The sequence below is a fragment of the Pseudoduganella sp. genome (assembly GCF_041914865.1).
Classification (GTDB): Bacteria; Pseudomonadota; Gammaproteobacteria; order Burkholderiales; family Burkholderiaceae_D; genus Rugamonas.
Genome location: NZ_JAYSCO010000072.1, coordinates 1 through 22,586 on the forward strand (window position 1 = coordinate 1; position 22,586 = coordinate 22,586).

Below are 22,586 nucleotides of genomic sequence, written 5' to 3' on the forward strand. Positions count from 1 at the left end.
GCCAGCACCAGGTGGATGATGTTCTCGGCCATGTCGTGCTCACCGTAGGTGATGAAGATCTTGGTGCCGAAAATCTTGTAGGTGCCGTCGCCCTGCGGCACGGCGCGGGTGCGCACGGCAGCCAGGTCGGAACCGGCTTGCGGCTCGGTCAGGTTCATGGTGCCGGTCCACTTGCCGGTCACCAGAGGCTCCAGGTAGGTCGCCTTCTGCTCCTCCGAACCGGCGGTCAGCAGCGCCTCGATCGCGCCGTCCGACAGCAGGGCCACCAGCGCGAACGACAGGTTCGAGCCGTGCAGCATTTCCACGCACGGGGTGCCGATCAGTTTCGGCAGGCCCTGGCCGCCGTATTCGGTCGGGTGCTGCAGGCCCTGCCAGCCGGCTTCGGCGAACTGCCGGAAAGCTTCCTTGAAGCCTTTGGAGGTGGTGACCTTGCCATCGGCCCAGAAGCTCGGCTCCTTGTCGGCCGCGTGGTTCAGCGGGGCGATCACGCCGCTCACGAACTTCGCGTTTTCTTCCAGTACGGCTTCCGCGGTTTCCGCGTTTGCATCTTCACAGCCTGGCAGCGCCGATACGCCTTCCAGGTTCGCCAGTTCGTTCATCACGAACAGCATGTCTTTCATTGGGGCTTGATAGCTCATGACACCTCTCCAAGGTAGTAAAAGGGCCACTTGCGTGGCCCCGGTACTCAGTCCTTTTTCAGGACATTTATTTGATTAACCCAGTTCCTTGACCAGCTGAGGAACAACCTCGAACAGGTCGCCCACGATGCCGTAGTCGGCAACGGAGAAGATCGGCGCTTCAGGGTCTTTGTTCACGGCCACGATGACCTTCGAATCCTTCATGCCGGCCAGGTGCTGGATCGCGCCGGAGATGCCGACGGCGATGTACAGCGAAGGAGCCACGATCTTGCCGGTCTGGCCAACCTGCCAGTCGTTCGGCACGAAGCCCGCGTCCACTGCCGCGCGCGATGCACCCATGGCGGCGTTCAGCTTGTCGGCCAGCGGTTCCAGGATCTTGAAGGCGTCGGCGGAGCCCATGCCACGGCCACCGGAAACGATGATCTTGGCAGCGGTCAGTTCCGGACGGTCCGACTTGGCCAGTTCGCGGCCAACGAATGCGGACTTGCCGAAATCGGCGGCGGCAGCCACGGTTTCCACTGCAGCGGAACCGCCTTCGGCGGCAGCGGCGTCGAAGCCGGTGGTACGTACGGTGATGACTTTAACCTTGTCCGACGATTGCACGTAGGCGATCGCGTTACCGGCGTAGATCGGGCGCTCGAAGGTGTCAGGCGCGTCCACTTTGGTGATTTCGGAGATCTGGGCCACGTCCAGCTTGGCGGCCACGCGCGGCAGGATGTTCTTGCCGTAGGCGGTGGCAGGAGCCAGGATATGGGTGTAGCCGCCGGCTACCGCCAGGATCTGCTCGGAGACATTCTCGGCCAGGCCGTCGGCAAAGTGGGCGGCGTCGGCGTGCAGCACCTTGGTGACGCCGGCGATCTTCGCGGCGGCAGCGGCAGCGGCACCGGCGTTGGCGCCAGCAACCAGGACATGGACTTCGCCTGCGCACTTGGCGGCGGCGGTAACGGTGTGGTGGGTGCTGCCTTTCAGGCTAGCGTTGTCGTGTTCAGCGATTACGAGTGCGACCATGATGGAAGAATCCTTTGAAAATGATTAGATGACTTTAGCTTCGGTGCGCAGCTTCGACACCAGGGTCGCTACGTCAGGCACTTTGATACCAGCGGAACGCTTGGCAGGCTCGGTCACTTTCAGGGTTTTCAGGCGAGGGGTCACGTCGACGCCCAGGGCTTCCGGAGTCACGGTGTCCAGCGGCTTCTTCTTCGCCTTCATGATGTTCGGCAGGGTCACGTAGCGTGGCTCGTTCAGGCGCAGGTCGGTGGTGACGATGGCTGGCAGTTGCAGCGCCACGGTTTCCAGGCCGCCGTCCACTTCGCGGGTCACGGTCACTTTGCCGTCGGCCAGCTCAACCTTCGAAGCGAAGGTCGCTTGCGGCCAGCCCAGCAGCGCAGCCAGCATCTGGCCGGTCTGGTTGGAGTCGTCGTCGATGGCCTGCTTGCCCAGGATGATCAGCTGCGGCTGCTCTTTCTCGGCCACAGCCTTCAGCAGCTTGGCCACGCCCAGCGGCTCCAGTTCCACCGCGGTCTCGATCAGGATGCCACGGTCGGCGCCGATAGCCATGCCGGTGCGCAGGGTTTCCTGGCACTGGGTCACGCCAGCGGATACGGCAACCACTTCGGTCACTTTGCCTGCTTCTTTCAGGCGGGTCGCTTCTTCCAGCGCGATTTCATCGAACGGGTTCATCGACATTTTGACGTTGGCGATATCCACGCCAGTGCCGTCGGATTTGACGCGCACTTTCACGTTGTAGTCGACGACGCGCTTGACAGGTACCAGGACTTTCATAGGTGTGCCTTTGAAAAAGTGATAAGTAAATAGTGGGCTAGATTATATTGGAATTCGATCAGTCTTATCGAATAAAAGCACGGTCGTGCGTTTTTTAAGTACAATCCGGCGCCGAAAAATCAGCAACCGGAAGGATACCGCAAAACTTACTTGCGGCGCATCAGGAAAGTGAATTCGGTGCCTTGCTGCACATGCGACAGCAAAGCATTGCCAGTCTGCTTGGCAAAGGCCTGGAAGTCACGCACGGAACCCGGGTCGGTGGCCACGATACGCAGGACCTGGCCGCTTTCCAGTTCGGCCAAAGCCTTCTTGGCTTTCAGGATAGGCAGCGGGCAATTCAGCCCGCGGGCATCGAGGTCCTTATGAAATTCCATGGTCTCGGACTCGAGAGTAAGAGTTTCGCTCATCAATATCTCGCTTCTGTACTACTGATTTCCGACATACTACTCCAATTTTGGGCGTCTGACGCACTGCACCAAAATAGTTAATGTTGCGTTGCAAAATCACAACGACATTTCAATGTCGGCAAGGCCCGCCCTAGAGAGAGCGGGCCTTTCGTAGCTCTTAGATACGCGACTCCACCCATGCTGCAACGCCACCGAGCGCACCTGGCAGTGCGTCCGGATTGGTGCCGCCGGCCTGCGCCATATCAGGGCGGCCACCGCCCTTGCCGCCCACTTGTTGTGCAACGAAGTTGACCAGCTCGCCTGCCTTGACCTTGCCGATCGAGTCGGCCGTCACGCCGGCGATCAGGCTCACCTTGCCGTCGTTGACGGAGGCCAGCACGATGGCAGCGGACTTCAGCTTGTCCTTCAGCTTGTCCATGGTTTCGCGCAGCGCGGTCACGTCGGCGCCTTCCATGGTCGCCGCCAGCACCTTCAGGCCCTTGACGTCGACCGCCTTGTTGACCAGCTCGTCGCCCTGGCCGGAAGCCAGCTTGGACTTCAGTGCCGCCAGTTCTTTCTCCAGCGACTTGACCTGGTCCTGCACCGCGCCGATCTTGGCGGTCAGCTCTTCCGGGTTGGACTTCAGCGCGGCCGCGGCTTCGTTCAGCTTGCGCGCCATGCCCTGCACCAGCGCCAGCGCGCCTTCGCCGGTCACGGCTTCCACGCGGCGGATGCCGGCCGCAACGCCGCCTTCCGACACGATCTTGAACAGGCCGATGTCGCCGGTGCGCTGCACGTGCACGCCGCCGCACAGCTCTTTGGAGGAGCCGATGTCCATCACGCGCACTTCGTCGCCGTACTTCTCGCCGAACAGCGCCATGGCGCCATGCTTCACAGCGTCGTCGAAGGACATGTGGTGCGACTGGGTCGCGTGGTTTTCAAGGATTTCGGCGTTGACGATCGCTTCCACCTTGGCGATTTCCTCAGCGGTCATCGGCTGGGTGTGCGAGAAGTCGAAACGCGCCTTGTCCGGATCGACCAGCGAGCCTTTCTGCGCCACGTGGGAACCCAGCACTTCGCGCAGGGCCTTGTGCATCAGGTGGGTGGCCGAGTGGTTGCGGATGGTGCGGCCGCGCGCATGCTGGTCCACTTCCGCGCCGACCGCATCGCCCACTTTCAGCGAACCGGAGGCCAGCACACCGTGGTGGCCGAACACGTCTGCCTGGATCTTCAGCGTGTCTTCCACTTCGAACTTGCCGGTGGCGCCCTGGATCAGGCCCTTGTCGCCCACCTGGCCGCCGGATTCGGCGTAGAACGGGGTGGTGTCCAGCACCACGATGCCCTGCTCGCCCGCTTTCAGTTCCTGCACCGGCGCGCCGTTGGCGTACAGCGCCACCACTTTCGAGTTGTGCTGCAGCTGGTCGTAGCCGACGAACTTGTTCTTCTCGCCCGCGTATTCAACGTTGGCAGCCATCTTCTTGAACTTGCCGCCTTCGCGCGCCTTGCGCTTCTGCTCTTCCATCGCCACCGCGAAGCCGGCTTCGTCCAGCGTCACTTCGCGTTCGCGGCAGATGTCCGCCGTCAGGTCCAGCGGGAAGCCATAGGTGTCGTACAGGGTGAAGGCGGTAGCGCCATCCAGGTTCTTCGGATCCTTGGCCAGCTGCGCCTCCAGGATCTTCATGCCGTTTTCCAGGGTCTCGCCGAAACGCTCTTCCTCGGCCTTCAGCACCTGGGCCACACGGTCCTTGGCTTCAGCCAGTTCCGGATAGGCGCCGCCCATTTCCTTGTTCAGGTCTTCCACCAGCTTGTAGAAGAAGGCCTTGGTCTGGCCCAGCTTGTGGCCGTGGCGCAGCGCGCGGCGGATGATACGGCGCAGCACATAGCCATGGCCTTCCGAGCCAGGGATGATGCCGTCCACGATCATGAAGGCAGCGGCGCGGATGTGGTCAGCGATCACGCGCAGCGATTTGTTTTCCAGGTCGGTCGCGCCGGTTTCGCGCGCAGCAGCCTTGATCAGGGCCTGGAAGGAATCGATCTCGTAGTTCGAATGCACGTGCTGCAGCACGGCGGCCAGGCGCTCCATGCCCATGCCGGTATCGACGCAAGGCTTCGGCAGCTTGTGCATCACGCCCGCCTCGTCGCGGTTGAACTGCATGAACACCAGGTTCCAGATCTCGATGTAGCGGTCGCCGTCTTCTTCCGCCGAGCCCGGAGGGCCGCCGTAAATGCCTTCGCCGTGGTCGTAGAAGATCTCGGTGCACGGACCGCATGGGCCGGTGTCGGCCATCTGCCAGAAGTTGTCCGACGCGTAGCGCGCACCCTTGTTGTCGCCGATGCGGATGATGCGCTCTTTCGGCACGCCCACTTCATTGGCCCAGATATCGTAAGCCTCGTCGTCTTCCTGGTAGACGGTGACGGTCAGCTTTTCAGGCGGCAGGCCGTAGACCTTGGTCAGCAGCTCCCACGCGTACTGGATCGCATCGCGCTTAAAATAATCGCCGAAGCTGAAGTTGCCCAGCATCTCGAAGAAAGTGTGGTGACGCGCGGTGTAGCCGACGTTTTCCAGGTCATTATGCTTGCCGCCGGCGCGCACGCAGCGCTGCACGGTGGTGGCACGGGAATACGGGCGCACGTCCTGGCCCAGGAACACATCCTTGAACTGCACCATGCCGGAGTTGGTCAGCAGCAGGGTCGGATCGTTACCTGGCACCAGCGGGCTGGAACGGACAATCGTATGACCCTTGGATTCGAAGAATTTCAGGAACTTTTCGCGAATTTCAGCAGATTTCATGTCGTAAAGGATAGGTTGCAGGCTGAGGCAAAGGGTTGATTATACGTGAAGCGCCCGCCGATGGAAAAAATGGGGACGTACCCCATTTTTCTCGAAAAATGGGGTACGTCCCCATTTTTTCCCGCTAAGCGAAGTCGGGGCCGATCAGGTCGATGCGGTCGGTGCAGAAGCCGTCCACGCCCCAGGGCAGGATTTCGCGGGCGCGCTCGGGCGTGTTGACGGTATAGCAAAACAGGCCGAAGCCGGCGGCTTTCACCGCCTGGGCCAGTTCCGGCGTCAGGTGCTTATGGTTGGTGTGGATCGCGACGGCGCCCAGCTCGCGCGCCGTGTTCTGCCAATCGGCAGGAATCTTATCAAACAAACATGCGCGCGGCAGGTCGGGCGCCGCGTCGCGCGCCGCCGCCAGCGCCGCCATGCTGAAGGAGGACAGCAAGGGCAACTGCGCCGGATCGCCCGCCAGCACTTCGGCCGCAAAGCGGGCACGCGCCGTGTGCGCCACCCAGCGCCCGGTTTCCACCTCGTGCCCCTCGGCCGGCTTGATCTCGATGTTCATCCAGATCTTGTGCTCTTTGCAGTAATCGACCCACTCCAGGAACAGCGGCACCGGCTCGCCGCGGAATTCCGGGCCGAACCAGCGCCCCGCATCCATCTTCGCCAGTTCGGCAGCGCTGAAGTTGGGCACATAGCCGTCGCCGTAAATGGTGCGGCCGAAATGCGGGTCGTGCATGACCACGCCGATGCCATCGGACGACAGCATGACGTCGAATTCCACCGCGCGGAAACCATACGCCAGGCCGGCGCGCAGGCCGGCAATGGTGTTCTCCGGCGCCAGCGTGCCGCCGCCGCGGTGCGCAACGATTTTTGGATAGGGCCACATGGATTAAGACACTAACACGGTTGGATGCGTTAAGCTAACGCTCCCTGAAAACAGTAGGAAGAAGACAACATGACCCCGAAGGCCCTTGGACACATCCGCGTACTGGACTTAAGCCGCGTATTGGCCGGCCCCTGGTGCTCGCAGAACCTGGCCGACCTCGGTGCGGACGTGATCAAGATCGAACGCCCCGGCGCCGGCGACGACACGCGCGCCTGGGGCCCGCCCTACGCCAAGGACGCGTCCGGCGCCGACACCACCGAGGCCGCCTACTACCTGTCCGCCAACCGCGGCAAGCGCTCGGTCACCTGCGATATTTCCAAGCCTGAAGGGCAAGCCCTGATCCGCGACCTGGCGCGCCACGCCGACGTGGTGCTGGAGAACTACAAGGTCGGCCAGCTGAAAAAATACGGCCTCGACTATGAATCGCTGAAAGCCGTGAAACCGGACCTGGTGTACTGCTCGGTGACCGGCTTCGGCCAGGACGGCCCCTACGCCCACCGCGCCGGCTACGACTTCCTGATCCAGGGCATGGGCGGTTTGATGTCCGTGACCGGCGAGCGCGACGACCTGCCAGGCGGCGGCCCGCAAAAAGCCGGCGTCGCCCTGACCGACCTGATGACCGGCATGTACGCCACCATCGCCATCCTGGCCGCCCTGACCCACCGCGACCGCACCGGCGAAGGCCAGTACATCGACATGGCCCTGCTCGACGTGCAGGTGGCCATGCTGGCCAATATGGGTTCCAACTACCTGAACAGCGGCAAAGCGCCCAAGCGCTGGGGCAACGCGCACGCCAACATCGTCCCCTACCAGACCTTCGCCTGTTCGGACGGCTACATCATCGTCGCCACCGGCAACGACGGCCAGTACCAGAAATTCGTCGAAGTGGGCGGCCGCGCCGACCTCGCCACGCACGAACGCTACGCCACCAATCCCCTGCGCGTAAAGAACCGCGACGAGCTGGTGCCGATCCTGGCCGAGATGGTGAAAGCCCAATCGCGCGACTGGTGGATTGAAAGGCTGGAAGCGGTCGGCGTGCCCTGCGGCCCGATCAACGACCTGCACGACGTCTTCCAGAACCCGCAAGTGCAAGCACGCGGCCTGGTGATGGAAGCGCCGCACCCGACGGCGGGCAAGGTCAAGCTGGTGCGCAGCCCGATGCGCCTGAGCGCCAGTCCCGCCGAGACCGACAAAGCGCCCCCGCTGCTCGGCCAGCACACCGAAGAAGTACTGCGCGAAGTACTCGGCCGCAGCGACGCCGAGATCGCCGCCCTGCGCAGCAAAAACATCCTCTAAAAAATGTCCACTTCGGGGTCAGGAAGAAAAGTGGACATTTTCCTGGGAAATGTCCACTTTTCTTCCTGACCCCAAAGTGGACAATTACTTTAGTGCAGGTGTTGCTTGAAGTCGAACAGCTCGCGGTGCATGTGGTTGACGGCGGCTTTCATTTCAGGGGTCACCTGCATGCGCTCGCTGGCGCAGACGCGGCGCGCACGGGCGCCGAGCAGCTCCATGTCGCTCACCAGCTTGGGGACGTTGGAGTAGTCTTCGCTCACCAGCATTTCACTGATGTCGTCGGAGCGCCGGTCCAGTTTCTGGATCGTGTCGCGCAGCTCGCCGGTCAGGTTGCGCTCGGCCGACAACGCTTGCGCGGCCTGGCCGACGGCGTGTTGGATATTGCTGAGCCTGATACGGATTTCACGGTCGTGCATCATGATCGTCTCCTCCTTCAAAACGGCACCCAGCGTGCCGGTGCGAGTTGGAGACGGCTCCCCGCGGCACTGTTCCGCTAGCCTGCCTCGGCTTTGATCTGGCTCAACATTGGTGCAATTGGCGTCAACCGGCGCAGGTGCAACGCGATGGCCACCGCTGCCAACAGGCATAGCGCGAGCAAGGCCACCACGCCGTCCCAGCCGGCGCGCGCCCACAACACGCCTGCCGCCCAGCCTATGACGCTGGAGCCCAGGTAGTAGAAAAACAGGTACAGGGCGGACGCCAGCGCCGCGCCACGCGCCCGGCGGCCCACCCAGCTGCTGGTCATCGAGTGCGCGGCGAAGAAGGCGAAGGTGAACAGTGCCAGTCCGGCCAGCACCGCCGGCAGCCAGGCCGACAGCGTCAGCACGATGCCGGCCAGCATCAATCCCAGCACCAGGTACAGCACGCCCTTGCGGCCGTAGCGGTCGGCCAGCTTGCCGGCCCAGACGGAGCTGAAAATCCCCAGCAGGTACAGCAGCGAAATACCGCCCACCACGCTTTGGCGCAGCTCGAACGGGGCGGCCAACAGGCGGTAGCTGATGTAGTTGTAGGCGCTGACCATGCAGCCCATCAGGAGGAAGGCAAGCGCGAACAGCCACGGCAGGCCGTCGTCGGCGAAGTGGCCGCGCATTGCGCCAGGCATGGCGCGCCAGCCGGCTGCACGCGGATAGAAACGGCGCGAGGCGGGCAAGCTGCGCCAGAACTCGAAGGCGGCCAGCACGCCCGCCACGCCCATGGCGGCCATTGCCACGCGCCAGGAGTAGGCGTCGCTCAAGAACGAGGCCGCCATGCGCCCCACCATCCCGCCAAAGGCGCTGCCGCTGATGTACAGCCCCATCGACAGCCCGAGCTGGCCCGGTTCGATTTCTTCGCCAAGATAGGCCATGGCGATGGCGGGCATGCCGCCCAGCGCCACGCCGAGCAGGGTGCGCGCGGCCAGCAGCTGGCCGTAATTGCCGGCCAGCGCGCACAGCAGGGTCATCAGGGCGGCGATGGCGAGCGCGGCCACCATCAGCGGCTTGCGGCCTATGCGGTCCGACAATGCGCTCGAAGCGACCAGGGCAACCGCCATGGCGGCAGTTGAAATCGAGAGCGACAGGCTGGCCTGCGCCGGGCTCAGAGCGAATTCGTGGGATAGCAGCGGCATCAGCGGTTGTACGCAGTACAACAAGGCGAAGCAGGAAAAGCCGCCGAAGAACATGGCGCGGTTGGTGGGGTGGCTCAGGGCGTTCATGGTGAATCATCTTAGGATTGCCCTGTCATACAGTCCAATATATATTTCAGTCGTTATTAATCGCTTCTACATATTATGGAACTGCGTCACCTGCGCTACTTCGTGGCCGTGGCCGAGGAGCTCAGCTTCACGCGCGCGGCCGAGCGCTTGCACATTGGCCAGCCGCCCCTGTCGCAGCAAATCCAGGCGCTGGAGGCGGAAGTGGGCGCGCGCCTGTTCGAGCGCAGCAAGCGCTGGGTGCGCCTGACGGAGGCCGGCAAACTGTTCCTGGAAGATGCGCGCGCCATCCTCGCCCGTTCGGAAAGCGCGGCGGAGCGTGCGCGCCGGGCGCAGCGCGGCGAGGCGGGCGAACTGCGCGTCGGCTTCACCTTCTCGACACCGTTCACGCCTTTGTTTGCGCGCACCATCCGGCGCTATCGGCAGCGCTATCCACAGGTGGCGCTTACCCTGCACGAAATGAGCACCCTGCGCCAGTTCGAGGCGATAGAGGCGCGCAAGCTGGACCTGGGTTTTGTACGCCCGCCCGAGGTCGCGCTGCCGGATAGCATCACCCTCGCCACTTTGCAGGAGGATCCACTGTTGCTGTTCTTGCCCAGCGATTCGCCGCTGGCGCAGCAGCAGACAGTAAAGGTTGGCGACCTGGCCGGATTGCCCTGGGTGATGTATCCGAAGGAGGCCGGCGTCGGCATCAATCACCAGATCTTCCGCCTGTGCCGCGCGGCGGGCTTTGTGCCCCAGGTGGCGATGGAGGCGCACGAGGCCTCCACCATCATCGGCCTGGTGGCGGCGGGCATCGGGGTTTCAGTCTTGCCCAGCCCGTTCCAGAGCATGCACATGGACGGTGTGGTGCACCGCCGGCTGGACGATCCGGCGGCCGCCACCCGCCTGCAGTTGGCGCGCCGCAGCGACGACGGCGGGCCCCTGGTGGATGCGTTCGTGCGGCTGGTGCTGGAACAAGCCAGCTAGTGCTTATTGCCGCTCCAGGGTGACCGGGTAGTTGCCCATGTCCAGTGTCAGGCGACCGCCGCTGAAGTAGCCCTTGCCGCGGAAAGGATCGTCATAGTCGCCACGCTGGGCCTGGAGCACGAACCGGCGCCGCATGGCCTGCTCGGGCGGCACTTCGATCACATGGCTCTCGCGGCTGCCGCGGTCGATCACGACGATCTGCCGCACCGGCCCGTCCAGCGTGCCCGACCAGCCGTCGACCGTGGTCTTGCCGCGCAGCGCCAGCGGGGCATCGCCCAGGAGCAGCAATTCGACGCCGGGCACTGAAGCGCCGCGCGCCTGCAATTCCACCGAAACAGTCTTGCCGCCGCGTGTGGTCGCGCCCTCGGCATCGAGTACGATGCGCGGCTTCGCCGGCGGCGCACTCTCCAGCACCAGGTCGCCCCCTTCGGCACGCCAGGCGCCGCGCGCATACCAGGTGGCGCCCTCCAGGGTCGAGGTCAGCTGGAACGTTCCATCCTGGCGCAGATCGAGTTCGCACAGTCCGCCACGCTGGTAGACATAGCGTCCGGCCAGCGCCTTGGACTGGCTGGAAAGCGGCACCGGTTCCAGCTGCGGTGCGCGCCAGCCGGCGTCCAGCAGCGCCTGCGCCAGGGCGCCGTGGCCGTTGCGGGCCAGATCTGCCCACAGGCGCGCATCCAGCTGTGGCTTGCCGCCCGCCAGATCGGCCACACGCGCCGCCAGTACGCGCGCCATCCATCCCGCCGCCGGACGTTCGGGATGGGCGGCCAGGTAGCGCAGCACGCGTTCGCCCATGTCGCCGCAGCGCGCAGGGTCGCTGCCGAAGCCGCTGCTGCGCAGCAGGGTCCAGAAGGCATCCGTGCTTTCCAGTACCACGCCGGCCAGCATGGCGTCGTTGCGCATGCAGACAGCATCCAGGCGCAAAGGCTTATCGGCGGCCAGCGCGCGCAGCAGGCCTTCATCTTTCGCCGCCACGGCCAGTTGCCAGCTGCTTTCTGCCACGCTGGCGTCTTTCAGCAAACGTGGCAGGAGGTCCAGCCGGCGCTGGACGATTGCCGCTTCCAGGTAGCGCGTGCGGGCAGCCTGGCTGGCTGCTTTCGGCAACGCGGCATCGAGCAGCTCCAGCGCCAGGGTCTTGTCCTGCGCGCTGAAGATGCGCGCGACGGCCTGGTCGCTCAGGCCATCACCCGGCCCGCCCAGCGCCAGCAACTGGCCGAACAGCTGGCGGTAGCCCGGCTGGCCGATGCGGCGCCCGACTGCCTCCAGCAGGGTGCCATGGTCGTCTGCGGCTGTCGGCTGGCCACTGCGGAGCTGGTGCTGGGCCAGCAGCAAGATGGTGGCCGGCTGCACGTCCGCGTCTTCGAACAGGTATTGCAGCGTTTCGCGGGCATCGACGCCAGGACGCAGCATCAGCTTCAATGCCGCCGTGTTGTTGGCACGCGCTGCGCGCCCAAGCAGTGCGCCGGGAAGCGGCATGCCGCGTTTTAGCAGGTATTCCAGCGCGGCGTTATTGCCCGCCTCGATGACATGGCCGGCCAACGTTGTGGTTCCATTGACCCGCCGGCTGCCCAGCGGCAGGAAGCGTTCGTAGGAATGGCTTTCCTGCGGGCCGCTCTGCTGCCATGGCATGCCGTCGGCCAGCAGCGCGGCCAGCATCTGCGTCGCCTTCGGCTGCGGCAGGTAGGCCGCATACATGGCGGCATCGAGCCAGCGGTCATGGCCCTTGGCGTCCAGCCGGCCGATGCGCTTTTTCAGCCAGGGAATGACGGACGTATTGCCGGCGAAGGCCGCTTCACCCAGCAGCGAATGGGCGCTATTGGGGTCTGGCGCGGGCGGCTGGCTGCCCAGGGCCTGCACTTTATCCAGCACTTCCGTGCCGCGCGTCAGCCACACCAGGTCGCGCCACAGGAAGTGGTCGCGGAACGGGACATACTCTTTCCCCTTGGCCTTGGCCTGCGCCAGGTCGGCCTCGATGGCGGCGGCCAGGGGCCGTGGTGCGCCGGCGCGCAACAGTGCCAGGATGGTTTCGGTGCGCTGCTCCGGCGTCGTCATCTCCGGCAAACCTTCACTGTGCGCCTCCTGCGCCAGGGCGTACTCGAGCGGGGCGTAATGGCCATGCACACCGCCCAGCTGCGCCGGATCCGCACCGGCCGCCAGCAATTGGCGCACCATGGCGGGCGAGCCGAACATCGCGGCGAAATGCAGGGCGGCAGCCGGTTCGGCGCCTGTGCCGCTGCCGCGATGCAGGTCCGGCTTGCGCGCCAGCAGCTGCGCCAGCATGCGCGCACGCGCCGGCAGCTGCGCCTGGTGCTGCGCGCGCAAGTCTTGCCAGCGCGCCAGGCGCGGGCCGGCGGCCAGCCCGGCCAGTTCGCGTCCCTGCCGCAATAGCGCAGGGTCCGGACGCAGGAGCGCTGCCAGCAACGTCATGCCTTCGACGCGGTAATCATCGATATTGCGCACCTGGGCCAGCGCGCGCTCGAACGCTGGCGCATCTGCCTTGCGCGCGGCGTCGAACAGGGCCATTACCTGCGGTGTGGCTGCGGCGCGCGCGGGCTCGACACGCGCGCGCCGGTACTTGCGTTCGGCGGCGCTGGCAAACGCTTGCGGCAAGGGCTGGCCGGGCTTCCAGCTGGCGAGGAACTGCCTGGCCTCGCGCAGCTGGCGCGGCGTCAGTTCGCGTTCCCAGTGCGCCGCGTTTTCACTGCCCGCCAGCGTAGCCAGGGCATACGCCAGGCCAGGATCGTAACGCTCGCCGGCTTCATGGGCGATGGCGTGCGCCAGCAATTGCTGGGCCTCGCGGATGCCGGCCGAGGCGGCGCGCCGCAACCAGGGCGCGGCCTGGTCCGCTGTAGCACCGCCTTCGTCCCACATGGCTTGGCCCAGCCGATAGGCCGCTTGCGGATCGCCGCCCTCGGCCGCCTCGCGCAGCCATTCGAGCGCCGGGCGCTGGCCGGTTGCGGATCGTTCCGGCAACGCGGCGCCGGGGCGCCAGGCGGCGGCCAGTTCGTTCGCTTCGGCCACCTGCGGGGCAGCCAGCCTGGCCTGCCAGGCGTGCAATGCCTTGTCGTCCTTGCCAGGCTTGCCGCCCTGCGCCGCGGCGATGGTCTTCAACGCCAGCGCCACTACCGGGTCGCGCTTTACGCGTTCGCCGTCGGCGTACATTTGCGCCAGGCGTTCCAGTGCCCCCGCATTGCCGCGCTGTGCGACAAGACGTGTCCAGCGGTCGGATTCGGCGCGCTGCTCGGGAGTGTCGTCGAAGCGGTAGATCATGGCCTGCTGCGCTTCCAGGTGGCCCGCCTCGGCAGCGGTGCGATACCAGTGCTGCGCCTTGGCCTCGTCGCGGAAATCGCGCTCGCAGTCGTGTATGCCGCTGGAGTAAATCTCGGCCAGCAGGAACTGCGCATCCTGGTCGCCGCGTGCCGCCGGCTCTTTCGCCTCGGCGAGTGCCAGGCCGCAAGCGCCCTCCTTGAAGGCGCGCTGCGCTTTCTCCAGGTCGCCGGCGTAGCTGCTGGTGGCGACCGTCATCGCCAGCGGAAATACGGCGATCCACTTCCTCATACCGATCCTCGAACGCAAAAGTGCGAATCATAGCTGAACCAGTTGCCAAAATTGCCACCGCAAGCCAATCGTGCGCGGGCAAAAATGCACAGGGCCGGCGTAAAGGCCGGCCCTGTGCTTGCAACGTGCGGGATCGATCAGTCGTAATCGGCGTCCAGCTCCGAGCCGGCGTAGTTCTCCAGTTCCGTCCACAGCGTCTTCATGGCGAAGCGGCCCGGCAGCTTTTGCAGCACGGTGCAGCTGCGGCGATACAGGTCGATGCGGTGCAGCAGCACGGGATGGTGCTGCTCCGGCACCGCCGCCACCAGCGCGGCGAAGCCGGCCTCGTAGTCGGGCTTGGCCTTGCGCACCGCCTTGACGAAGCGCTCGAACTCCTTCTGCCCGGTGCGCGCCACGATGCGGCCGCCGCCTTCGACGGCGAAGATGATCGCCAGCGCGATCACGCCTTCCGCGTTCAGGTCGGCGTCCTTGACCGCGCCCTCTGCATTGTGGCGGCGCAGCCAGTTCGCCAGGCGCACCACGGCCTGCACTTCCTGGCGCTGCTTCAACTGGGTCTGGTACTTGGACGGGCCATCCCAGTTGGCGCCCGCTTCGGTGTAGCAGATGTCGAAGAACAGGTCGCGCAGGCGGCGCTGGGCATACATCGGGTCATTGTCGTATTCGCCGATCAGCGTGTCTTCCGGCATGGCCGCCAGGTCCTTGAGCTGGCGGAAGCCGGCCTGGAAGGCCAGTTCGGCGCCCTGCTCCACCAGGTAGTCCAGCGCCAGCTCGTCGGAATCGACGGTCAGCACCTGCTCCAGGCCGAGCGAGACGCCGCCGATAGTCAGGTTAACCGCCTTCTGGATGCCTTCGGCCGTGCGGTTGTTGGTGAACTTGTCCGCCACCATGGCCGTGATGCCGCTCAGTTCTTCCGCCAGGATGACGGCCGCGTCTTCGCGGTCGTCGCCCGGCAGCAGCTTGATGGCGCGCGTCAGGCGCGGCAGGCTTTCTTTGACGAGTGCGGGCAGCATCAGCCGAAGATCCCCGTGCCGATGGAGCGCCGCGCGCGTTCGCGGCCGGTGCCGCTGCGGGTGGTCGGCACTTGCTTGCGCAGGCGGTACAGCAGCTCTTTGGTGGAGCGCTGCAGGTGCTCCGGCTCTTCGTCCGGGTCGTCGCTGAACTCGGCGTCGGCCAGGTCGGCGCTGTGGCGGAATTCCGGGAACAGCTCGAACAGGGCGCGGTCCCAGCCGTCCTCGTTGGCTTGCGCCAGGGCGACGGCGATCGGCACGATGTCGTTGTCGGAGGAGGTCTGGCCGGTCAGGTAGGCGCCTTTCGAGATCACTTCGCCCGCCACTTCCAGCACCTCTTTCGGCGCCAGCGAGAACAGGATGGCGAACGCGGTGCAGCCCCAGTCGGTGGCCGAGGCTTCCTTCAGCAGCTCGGCGCGGCGCTCTTCGTCTTCGGTGCCGAAGATCACGCCGTGCATGTGCGCGAACAGCGATTCGGCGATGCGCTCAGGGTCGTCCTCGATCATATCGTCCGGCCAGGTGGCGGCGATATAGGCCAGGCTCTCGGCCCACTGCTTGGGCGGCACCAGCAGGGTCGCCAGCGACAGCTTGCCGCCGTCGAAGCCGGACATGTGCAGCGCGGTGACGTGCGGCGGCAGCTCCTGCAGCACTTCGACCACGGCCAGGTCGCCGTGGGTGTCGGCCGCCTCGGCGAAAGCGCGCTCGGCATGCTCCAGGGAGCCGGCCAGCACCAGTTCAGTGACCTGCTTGCGGATGGCTGGCAGATTCTTATCGGACATCGCTTAATCCTCCTGCTGGTCAAAGATGCCGGAGAAGTCGTCGCTCACGACTTCGTCGGCGTAATCGTCTTCATCGTCGCCCTCGTCGCCTTCGGCCAGGCGGTCGAGCGAAGTGTCCTCGTCGTCCCACAGGCGCGGGTGCTTGTGCAGCAGCGCCGTGATGATGGCCTGGCGCGCCAGGTCCGGGTGGTTCTCTTCCAGCGCTTCCAGCAAGCCGTCCGCGCCGGGGGTGGTGGCGGCGCCGAACACGCGCGCCGGGTCGCCGTACTCGAAGTCTTCGGCGTCGGCCAGGGCCGCTTTCGGGTCGTGGAATTCAATCACGTCCACCAGCGCAAAGGCCATCATGTTCAAGTCGTCGATGCCGCCGCCGTTGATGTATTCGGTGCGCAGGGCTTCGACCATTTTCTTGTAGTTCTTGTGGTCGGGCGGATCGCCGAGGATGCCCTCGATCTGCCCGTCCAGTTCGCGCGCCTGGTAGGCGAACTCTGGGTGTACTTTTCTCATTTGCTGCTACTTTCTTGAATCAGGCGGCGGGGATGTTCACGCCGTTGACGCTGAAGATGGAACGCCACTGTTGGTAGGCTTCCGCTTCCGGGTCGATGATGATGCGGTGGTGCACACTCTGGTTGTACTCTTCCCTTTTGACCGGGTCGGACAACACTTCGTACGCTTTGACGATGGCCTTGAAGCGGGCGTCGGCGCCCGGTTCCTGGTTGCGGTCCGGGTGGAAGCGCATGGCCAGGGAACGATAGACCTTCTTGATTTCCTCGTCAGAGGCATTGGGCGCGACACCGAGCACATTATATAAATTTTCCATAAAGCAACTCCGGGCCGGTTTTTAAACGCGTAAGGACGAATTATCCTATAAAATGCCCTGTTTACGCTGAACATCACCGCTAAAACCGGGAAACCGGGGTCTGACCCAAGGGTCAGACCCCGTCTGCTCGCCGGCCGGGGGATGGGTGGAGGCTCTTGATCTTCGACGAAAGTCAACGACGCACACCCAAACCCCAACCTTGGCGCAGACAGGGTCAGACCCTTGGGTCTGACCCTGGTTTACCGGTTTTGAACCAAGAACACACATGAGCAACGACAAAAAACCTGCTGCCCCGGCCCCAGCGCCGAACTTCCTGCGCAACATCGTTGAGGCCGACCTGGCCTCCGGCGCGCATACCCGCGACGGCCTGCCGCCCGTCATCACCCGCTTCCCGCCCGAGCCGAACGGCTACCTGCACGTCGGCCACGCCAAGTCCATCTACACCAATTTCGGCCTGGCGCGCGATTTCGGCGGCCGCTGCCACCTGCGTTTCGACGACACCAACCCTGAGAAGGAAGAACAGGAATACGTCGACTCCATCATGGACAGCGTGCGCTGGCTCGGTTTCGACTGGGACTACAAAGGCCCGGTCGGCGCCGGCAACCACCTGTACTTCGCGTCCGACTATTTCGACAAGCTGTACGAAATGGCCGAGTACCTGATCAAGGCCGGCAAGGCCTACGTCGACAGCCAGAGCGCCGCCGACATGGCCGCCAACCGCGGCAACTTCACCACCCCGGGCACCAACTCGCCGTTCCGCAACCGCAGCGTGGAAGAAAACCTGCAGCTGTTCCGCGACATGAAGGCCGGCAAGTACAAGGATGGTGAGCACGTACTGCGCGCCAAGATCAGCGAAGACGCCATGTCCTCGCCGAACATGAACATGCGCGACCCGGCAATCTACCGTATCCGCCACGCGCACCACCACCGCACCGGCGACGCATGGTGCATCTATCCGATGTACGACTACACGCACCCGATTTCGGATGCGCTGGAAAACATCACCCATTCGATCTGCACCCTGGAATTCCAGGACCACCGCCCATTCTACGACTGGCTGCTGGAAGTGCTGTCCGAGGGCGGTTTCTTCAAGAAGCCGGTACCGCACCAGTATGAATTCGCCCGCCTGAACCTGACCTACATCGTCACCTCCAAGCGCAAGCTGCGCCAGATGGTGGAGGAAGGCATCGTCGACGGCTGGGACGACCCGCGCCTGCCGACCATGGCCGGCATGCGCCGCCGCGGCTTCACCCCGGAAGGCATCCAGCTGATGTGCGAACGCACCGGCGTCACCAAGTCGGACGGCTGGATCGACTTCGGCGTGCTGGAAGGCGCCGTACGCGAAGACCTGGACCCGAAAGCGCCGCGCGCCATCGCCGTGCTGCGTCCGCTGAAGCTGATCGTGGAAAACTTCCCGGAAGGCCAGTCGGTCGAGTGCACCTCGCCGGTCCATCCGCACCACCCGGAGCTGGGCCAGCGCACCTTCCCGTTCACCCGCGAACTGTGGATCGAAGAGGAAGACTTCATGGAAGTACCTACCAAAGGTTACTTCCGCTTTACCCCGCCGGTGGGCGACCAGCCGGGCGCGCGCGTGCGCCTGAAGTACGGTTTCGTGGCCGAATGCACCGGCTATGACAAGGATGAAAACGGCAAGGTCACCGCGGTGCGCGTGAAGTATTTCGAAGACTCCAAGTCCGGCACCCCGGGCGCCGACACCTACAAAGTGAAGGGCAACATCACCTGGGTCAGCGCGGAAGCCGCGCTGGAAGCGGAGGTGCGCCTGTACGACCGCCTGTTCACCGAAGAGAAGCCGGACGCCGGCGGCAAGGACTTCAAGGAGTTCCTGAACCCGAAAGCACTGGAAATCGTCAAAGCCTACCTGGAGCCGGGCCTGAAGGATGCAGCGGCCGAGCAGCGCTTCCAGTTCGAACGCCACGGCTACTTCGTGGCCGACCGCGTGCTGTCGCAGCCAGGCAAACCGGTATTCAACCGCATCGTGACGCTGAAAGACAGCTGGGCCAAATAAACACAGCTTGTCTTGGACAAAGCCGCCTTTGGGCGGCTTTTTTTCATCTTAGTTTGATTTCAATCAAAGTGGCATTTTTGCAACTTGACCAGCGGTTACTCAAATTCTTATAGTCAACGAATGAGCCGCCAACCGCCACGCTTATTCACCCCTTCCCAGCCTTTGTGGTGGCTCGGCATAGCAATCTCCCTCGGGGTCGGAATAGGCCTTCACTCCATTGCCACCCGTTCGGTGGAAAGCGCTGCCCGCGAACGCTTCGACAACCAGGCGCATAACACCCAGTTCAACATCAACACCAGCATCAAGGCCTACACCGACGTGCTGCGCGCGGCCGCCAGCTACTTCCAGGCCGGCGGCGAGGTGACGCGCGAATCGTTCCACCGCTATGTGGGCGGCCTGGACCTGGCGCAGAATTACCCCGCCATCGACAACATCAATTTCGCCGAGTACTACACGGACGCCGTGCGCCCGGCAGCAGAGGGCCGCCAGCGGCAAATCGCCGACCAGGGCTACCCGGCTTTCGTCCGCCATCCGGCCGGCGTACGGCGCGAATATGCGGTGCTGACCCTGATCGAACCGCTGGCCGGTTTCAGCGACCGTTATGGCCTCGACATTGCGGCCCGCCCCGGCGTGGCCGAGGCACTGTTCCGCGCGCGCGACCAGGGCACCATGAGCAGCTCAGGCCAGCCGATCCCGCTGCGCAGTGCGCCCAGCCATGTCGGCATGGCGATGCGCATCCCGATCTACCGCAACGGCATGCCGACCAGCACCGTCGCCGAGCGGCGCGCGGCCTGCATTGGCTCGGTGGGGCTGGGCTTCAGTGTGCCGCGCCTGGTCGGCGCCGCACTGGCGGAAATGCCGGTGCACGCAGTGCGCGTGACGCTGCACGACAGCAGTACCGGGGCCCAGCCGCCCATCCTGCTGTTCGACAGCCAGCCGGGGGCGCCGCACGCCGGCAGCGAACATTTCACGAGCGAATTGCCGGTGCAGTTCCATGGCCGCACGTGGCACGCGCAGTTCAGCGTGCCGAAACAGGAACTGTATTCGCGCTTCGACCAGTTCCTGCCGCTGCTGGCGGGCAGCATGGGCTTTGGCGCCAGCGTCCTGATTTATGCGCTGTTCGTGACGTTGGCCTCGTCGCGCCGGCGCGCCGTGAAGATGGCGCGCGCCATGACGCGCGAACTGCGCGACAGCCAGGCGCGCCTGCAGCTGTCGCACCACCGCCTGCGCCGGCTGGCGGCCCATGCCGACCATATCAAGGAAGAAGAGCGCAAGCGTATTGCGCGCGAGATCCACGATGACCTGGGACAGAACCTGCTGGCCCTGCGCATCGAAGCCGACATCCTGGCGACGCGCACCGAGAAGAGCCATCCGCGCCTGCATGCGCGGGCACGCGCCACCCTGCACCAGATCGACAATACCATCCGCAGCGTGCGCCACATCATCAACGACTTGCGGCCCAACGTGCTGGACCTCGGCCTGTCGGCGGCGGTCGAATGGCAGATCGCGCAGTTCCGCCAGCGCTCGGGCATCAAATGCGAATTCATTGAAGACGCCATCGCCGACAATGGGGTGGACGATCACTGCGCCACCGCCTTCTTCCGCGTCCTGCAGGAGTCCTTGAGCAATATCCACCAGCACGCCTGCGCCACCCTGGTGCGGGTGGAACTGCACCAGTCGCATGGCATGCTGCGCATGACGATCAGCGATAACGGCATCGGCATCAACACGGCGAGCAGGCACAAGGCCGGGTCCTTCGGCCTGGTCGGCATTGAAGAACGTATTTCCCTGTTGGGTGGCAATTGCTCGATCAGCAGCCTGAGCCACGGCGGCACGACGGTCAGCATTGCGGTGCCGGTCGGCTTCCGCGCGGCCCCGGCCGAAGACATGCGCCTGAGCGCTTAGGCGTTTTTACCACGGCGTAGGAAAAGACCGGGCCTTCGTTGATCAAAATCAAACTCCCTTTCCCAAGCTCAGCAAAAATGCATATGTAACATTTGACAGTGCGACAAGCTATTGATTTGAAAGGATCTATGCTTGTGTTGTTTAAGGGACGTACGGTTGAATTGTTACTTGCATTCGAGGGTGCACTGTCTATACTTGAGCTAGTTGACCCACATCAACATTCGCGTTCCCAGCTCCGAACGCCCAGATGCCCAGGCGACAGCACCAGCCCTCCAGAACGGCGTCTTTTCTCTCTCACCGGTTGTTAAGTTCGCTCACTTTTATAGGGAATGTCACTCATGATTTCTGCTGAAAGCTTCAAGGCCATTGCCGACCTCGACCTGGAACCAATCAAAGTGAAACTGATGCACGTGGAGTCCGGCGAAGGCTGGTCGCTGGAAAAAGCCAATGCTGTTGAATTCGAGTACCGTCGCTTCCTGTACCTGATGAAAACCTTCCCCAACGAGCAGACCGCACCGCTCATGGACGTGGACATCTTCTGGCATTACCACATCCTCGACACGATGAAGTACTTCATCGACTGCGAGAATGTGTTCGGCTACTACCTGCACCACTTCCCATACATCGGCCTGCGCGGCGAAGATGACGAAGCGGCGCACGAGCGCGTGGGCAACCGCATGAAAGAGCTGTACGAGGAAACCTTTGGCGAGGCTTACCTGCGCGATGCGGCGCCAGCCGATGCGGCATATTCCGGCCGCGTCGCCGCTGAAGCGCAGACCGCCTACTCCGGCCGCGTCGCCGCCGAAGCCCAGACCGCGTATTCGGGCCGTGTCGCCGCCGATGCCCAGACGGCCTATTCGGGTCGCGTCGCCTCCGACGCCAAGACCGCGTATTCGGGCCGCGTCGCCGCTGACGCGAAAACCGCTTACTCGGGCCGCGTCGCCGCCGACGCCAAGACCGCCTACTCCGGCCGCGTTGCCGCCGACGCCAAGACCGCCTATTCCGGCCGTGTCGCCGCCGACGCCAAAACCGCCTACTCGGGCCGTGTCGCCGCCGACGCCAAGACCGCCTACTCGGGCCGCGTTGCCGCTGACGCCAAGACCGCCTACTCGGGCCGCGTTGCCGCTGACGCCAAGACCGCCTACTCGGGCCGCGTCGCATCTGAAGCGCAGACCGCGTACTCGGGCCGCGTGGCGGGCGAAGCGCAAACCGCCTACTCCGGCCGTGTGGCTTCCGCCGACGCCAAGGTCGCCTACTCCGGCCGCGTAGGCACCAGCGCATCGCCATCCAGCGAAGCCAGCAAGTTCTACGGCGAACGTCCACGCCTGGCAGCCGCCTAAGCAGGAAAGCCGCCGCGTAAACGACAACGGCCGCCCAAGGGCGGCCGTTTTACTTGCCCGCAGGCGAGCGATCAGTGAGCCATCAGCTCACGCAGTTCACGGATGGAGAAATCGCTGATTTCATGCATGCGGATCAGGATCGTCGCGCCGATTGGCAGGGTGTTGTGACGGATCTTGCTGATAACAGGTGGAGCAACCTCGAGCGCGCGGGACAGGGCGGCATCATTTTTCAGCTGCAGCTTTTCGATGATGGCATCCAGCACACGGTTCGGATTGTAAGTCGGCGAAGCGGTAATTTCTTTCAGAGAGCTCATGGCTATTACTTTTTCAATGTGTTGCGCTGTCGCAACAAAATAATTGGCGGAATTTTCGACAAAGAGCGCCAGAAAAAGCCGTTGTTGACGCAATTTTCGGCACACGGGCGGTATGATACACCCTTTTATTGCCGTTCGCTTAACGCGGGGCAACTTTTGTGAGATTTTGATAGATTCTAGCGCACAAGGCTGTGCTAGGAAATAAGATAGTTTAATAAAAAACTACTTCTGGTCATTTCTTGCCAAAGTAAACGCCATGAGTGGCAGGCAACACCAGGTAAACGTTATCCAAACGAGGGCTGGCGGCAGGTACATGAGGGCTGCCGGCATCGGCGCCGTATCCGCGCGCCAGTCCAGGCGGCGCCGGATTTCCTCTGGCGAAGGCGGGGGAAGGTGAGCGTGGCCGCGCTG

At 64.1% G+C, this 22,586-nt stretch carries 18 protein-coding genes and 1 pseudogene; 5 read left to right on the forward strand and 14 right to left on the reverse strand.

Going from position 1 to position 22,586, the window contains the following annotated elements:
* The 6 genes from ACE3TQ_RS23605 to ugpQ all read right to left on the reverse strand — a co-directional run.
* Positions 1–638: acyl-CoA dehydrogenase family protein (locus tag ACE3TQ_RS23605; protein WP_374585610.1), on the reverse strand; the 638-nt coding region annotated here is incomplete at its 3' end.
* 75 nt (positions 639–713) lie between these two features.
* Positions 714–1,646: an electron transfer flavoprotein subunit alpha/FixB family protein gene (locus tag ACE3TQ_RS23610; RefSeq protein WP_374585612.1), complete on the reverse strand. Its 933-nt coding sequence runs from the start codon at positions 1,644–1,646 to the stop codon at positions 714–716.
* Between the two features lie 24 nt (positions 1,647–1,670).
* A complete protein-coding gene (locus ACE3TQ_RS23615; RefSeq protein ID WP_374585614.1) occupies positions 1,671–2,420 on the reverse strand; it encodes an electron transfer flavoprotein subunit beta/FixA family protein in 750 nt (249 codons plus the stop codon).
* A 146-nt stretch (positions 2,421–2,566) separates the two neighbouring features.
* Positions 2,567–2,794: a sulfurtransferase TusA family protein gene (locus ACE3TQ_RS23620; protein ID WP_090443023.1), complete on the reverse strand. Its 228-nt coding sequence runs from the start codon at positions 2,792–2,794 to the stop codon at positions 2,567–2,569.
* 190 nt (positions 2,795–2,984) lie between these two features.
* Positions 2,985–5,597, reverse strand: a complete 2,613-nt coding sequence (gene alaS, locus ACE3TQ_RS23625; protein ID WP_374585616.1) for an alanine--tRNA ligase — start codon at positions 5,595–5,597, stop codon at positions 2,985–2,987.
* A 124-nt stretch (positions 5,598–5,721) separates the two neighbouring features.
* Entirely contained in the window at positions 5,722–6,474 is a 753-nt protein-coding gene (gene ugpQ, locus ACE3TQ_RS23630; protein WP_374585618.1) for a glycerophosphodiester phosphodiesterase, read from the reverse strand.
* Positions 6,475–6,543: 69 nt separating this feature from the next.
* On the opposite strand from ugpQ, the gene ACE3TQ_RS23635 reads away from it, so the two are divergent.
* Positions 6,544–7,770 (forward strand): CaiB/BaiF CoA transferase family protein, encoded by a 1,227-nt coding sequence (locus ACE3TQ_RS23635; protein ID WP_374585620.1) that lies wholly within the window; start codon positions 6,544–6,546, stop codon positions 7,768–7,770.
* A gap of 89 nt (positions 7,771–7,859) precedes the next feature.
* Here the strand turns inward: ACE3TQ_RS23635 and ACE3TQ_RS23640 are convergent, their stop codons facing one another.
* Positions 7,860–8,189 (reverse strand): hypothetical protein, encoded by a 330-nt coding sequence (locus tag ACE3TQ_RS23640; RefSeq protein ID WP_374585622.1) that lies wholly within the window; start codon positions 8,187–8,189, stop codon positions 7,860–7,862.
* Between the two features lie 74 nt (positions 8,190–8,263).
* Positions 8,264–9,463, reverse strand: a complete 1,200-nt coding sequence (locus ACE3TQ_RS23645; RefSeq protein ID WP_374585623.1) for an MFS transporter — start codon at positions 9,461–9,463, stop codon at positions 8,264–8,266.
* Positions 9,464–9,538: 75 nt separating this feature from the next.
* Here ACE3TQ_RS23645 and ACE3TQ_RS23650 point away from each other — a divergent pair, with 75 nt between their 5' ends.
* Positions 9,539–10,429 carry a LysR family transcriptional regulator gene (locus ACE3TQ_RS23650; RefSeq protein ID WP_374585625.1) on the forward strand — a complete coding sequence of 297 codons (891 nt, stop codon included), beginning with the start codon at positions 9,539–9,541 and terminating at the stop codon, positions 10,427–10,429.
* Positions 10,430–13,729: 3,300 nt separating this feature from the next.
* On the opposite strand, the pseudogene ACE3TQ_RS23655 reads toward ACE3TQ_RS23650, so the two are convergent.
* The 5 genes and pseudogenes from ACE3TQ_RS23655 to ACE3TQ_RS23675 form a co-directional block, all read right to left on the reverse strand.
* Positions 13,730–13,987: pseudogene (locus ACE3TQ_RS23655) on the reverse strand (hypothetical protein); the annotation flags it as partial.
* Between the two features lie 137 nt (positions 13,988–14,124).
* Positions 14,125–14,997, reverse strand: coding sequence for a hypothetical protein (locus ACE3TQ_RS23660; RefSeq protein ID WP_374585626.1), 873 nt, complete (start codon positions 14,995–14,997; stop codon positions 14,125–14,127).
* Positions 14,997–15,773 carry a hypothetical protein gene (locus tag ACE3TQ_RS23665; RefSeq protein ID WP_374585628.1) on the reverse strand — a complete coding sequence of 259 codons (777 nt, stop codon included), beginning with the start codon at positions 15,771–15,773 and terminating at the stop codon, positions 14,997–14,999. Before ACE3TQ_RS23665 ends, ACE3TQ_RS23660 begins: the two co-directional genes overlap by 1 nt.
* Positions 15,774–15,776: 3 nt before the next feature.
* Positions 15,777–16,277 carry a hypothetical protein gene (locus tag ACE3TQ_RS23670; protein WP_374585629.1) on the reverse strand — a complete coding sequence of 167 codons (501 nt, stop codon included), beginning with the start codon at positions 16,275–16,277 and terminating at the stop codon, positions 15,777–15,779.
* A gap of 19 nt (positions 16,278–16,296) precedes the next feature.
* Positions 16,297–16,590 carry a DnaJ domain-containing protein gene (locus tag ACE3TQ_RS23675; protein ID WP_342120611.1) on the reverse strand — a complete coding sequence of 98 codons (294 nt, stop codon included), beginning with the start codon at positions 16,588–16,590 and terminating at the stop codon, positions 16,297–16,299.
* Between the two features lie 265 nt (positions 16,591–16,855).
* On the opposite strand from ACE3TQ_RS23675, the gene ACE3TQ_RS23680 reads away from it, so the two are divergent.
* From ACE3TQ_RS23680 to ACE3TQ_RS23690, 3 genes are all read left to right on the forward strand, one after another.
* Positions 16,856–18,616: a glutamine--tRNA ligase/YqeY domain fusion protein gene (locus ACE3TQ_RS23680; protein WP_374585632.1), complete on the forward strand. Its 1,761-nt coding sequence runs from the start codon at positions 16,856–16,858 to the stop codon at positions 18,614–18,616.
* Positions 18,617–18,847: 231 nt separating this feature from the next.
* Entirely contained in the window at positions 18,848–20,521 is a 1,674-nt protein-coding gene (locus tag ACE3TQ_RS23685) for a CHASE domain-containing protein (RefSeq protein WP_374585634.1), read from the forward strand.
* Positions 20,522–20,859: 338 nt separating this feature from the next.
* The gene (locus ACE3TQ_RS23690) at positions 20,860–21,861 is read left to right on the forward strand and encodes a glycine-rich domain-containing protein-like (protein WP_374585636.1); all 1,002 of its coding nucleotides are present in this window, start codon (positions 20,860–20,862) and stop codon (positions 21,859–21,861) included.
* Between the two features lie 71 nt (positions 21,862–21,932).
* Here the strand turns inward: ACE3TQ_RS23690 and ACE3TQ_RS23695 are convergent, their stop codons facing one another.
* Positions 21,933–22,268 (reverse strand): hypothetical protein, encoded by a 336-nt coding sequence (locus ACE3TQ_RS23695; protein WP_374585638.1) that lies wholly within the window; start codon positions 22,266–22,268, stop codon positions 21,933–21,935.
* Between the last annotated feature and the right edge of the window lie 318 nt (positions 22,269–22,586).

Coding starts and splice junctions, on each gene's coding strand:
- ACE3TQ_RS23610 (WP_374585612.1), bottom strand. CDS start 1,646: ATGGTCGCACTCGTAATCGCTGAACACGACAACGCTAGCCTGAAAGGC.
- ACE3TQ_RS23615 (WP_374585614.1), bottom strand. CDS start 2,420: ATGAAAGTCCTGGTACCTGTCAAGCGCGTCGTCGACTACAACGTGAAA.
- ACE3TQ_RS23620 (WP_090443023.1), bottom strand. CDS start 2,794: ATGGAATTTCATAAGGACCTCGATGCCCGCGGGCTGAATTGCCCGCTG.
- alaS (WP_374585616.1), bottom strand. CDS start 5,597: ATGAAATCTGCTGAAATTCGCGAAAAGTTCCTGAAATTCTTCGAATCC.
- ugpQ (WP_374585618.1), bottom strand. CDS start 6,474: ATGTGGCCCTATCCAAAAATCGTTGCGCACCGCGGCGGCGGCACGCTG.
- ACE3TQ_RS23635 (WP_374585620.1), top strand. CDS start 6,544: ATGACCCCGAAGGCCCTTGGACACATCCGCGTACTGGACTTAAGCCGC.
- ACE3TQ_RS23640 (WP_374585622.1), bottom strand. CDS start 8,189: ATGATGCACGACCGTGAAATCCGTATCAGGCTCAGCAATATCCAACAC.
- ACE3TQ_RS23645 (WP_374585623.1), bottom strand. CDS start 9,463: ATGAACGCCCTGAGCCACCCCACCAACCGCGCCATGTTCTTCGGCGGC.
- ACE3TQ_RS23650 (WP_374585625.1), top strand. CDS start 9,539: ATGGAACTGCGTCACCTGCGCTACTTCGTGGCCGTGGCCGAGGAGCTC.
- ACE3TQ_RS23660 (WP_374585626.1), bottom strand. CDS start 14,997: ATGCTGCCCGCACTCGTCAAAGAAAGCCTGCCGCGCCTGACGCGCGCC.
- ACE3TQ_RS23665 (WP_374585628.1), bottom strand. CDS start 15,773: ATGTCCGATAAGAATCTGCCAGCCATCCGCAAGCAGGTCACTGAACTG.
- ACE3TQ_RS23670 (WP_374585629.1), bottom strand. CDS start 16,277: ATGAGAAAAGTACACCCAGAGTTCGCCTACCAGGCGCGCGAACTGGAC.
- ACE3TQ_RS23675 (WP_342120611.1), bottom strand. CDS start 16,590: ATGGAAAATTTATATAATGTGCTCGGTGTCGCGCCCAATGCCTCTGAC.
- ACE3TQ_RS23680 (WP_374585632.1), top strand. CDS start 16,856: ATGAGCAACGACAAAAAACCTGCTGCCCCGGCCCCAGCGCCGAACTTC.
- ACE3TQ_RS23690 (WP_374585636.1), top strand. CDS start 20,860: ATGATTTCTGCTGAAAGCTTCAAGGCCATTGCCGACCTCGACCTGGAA.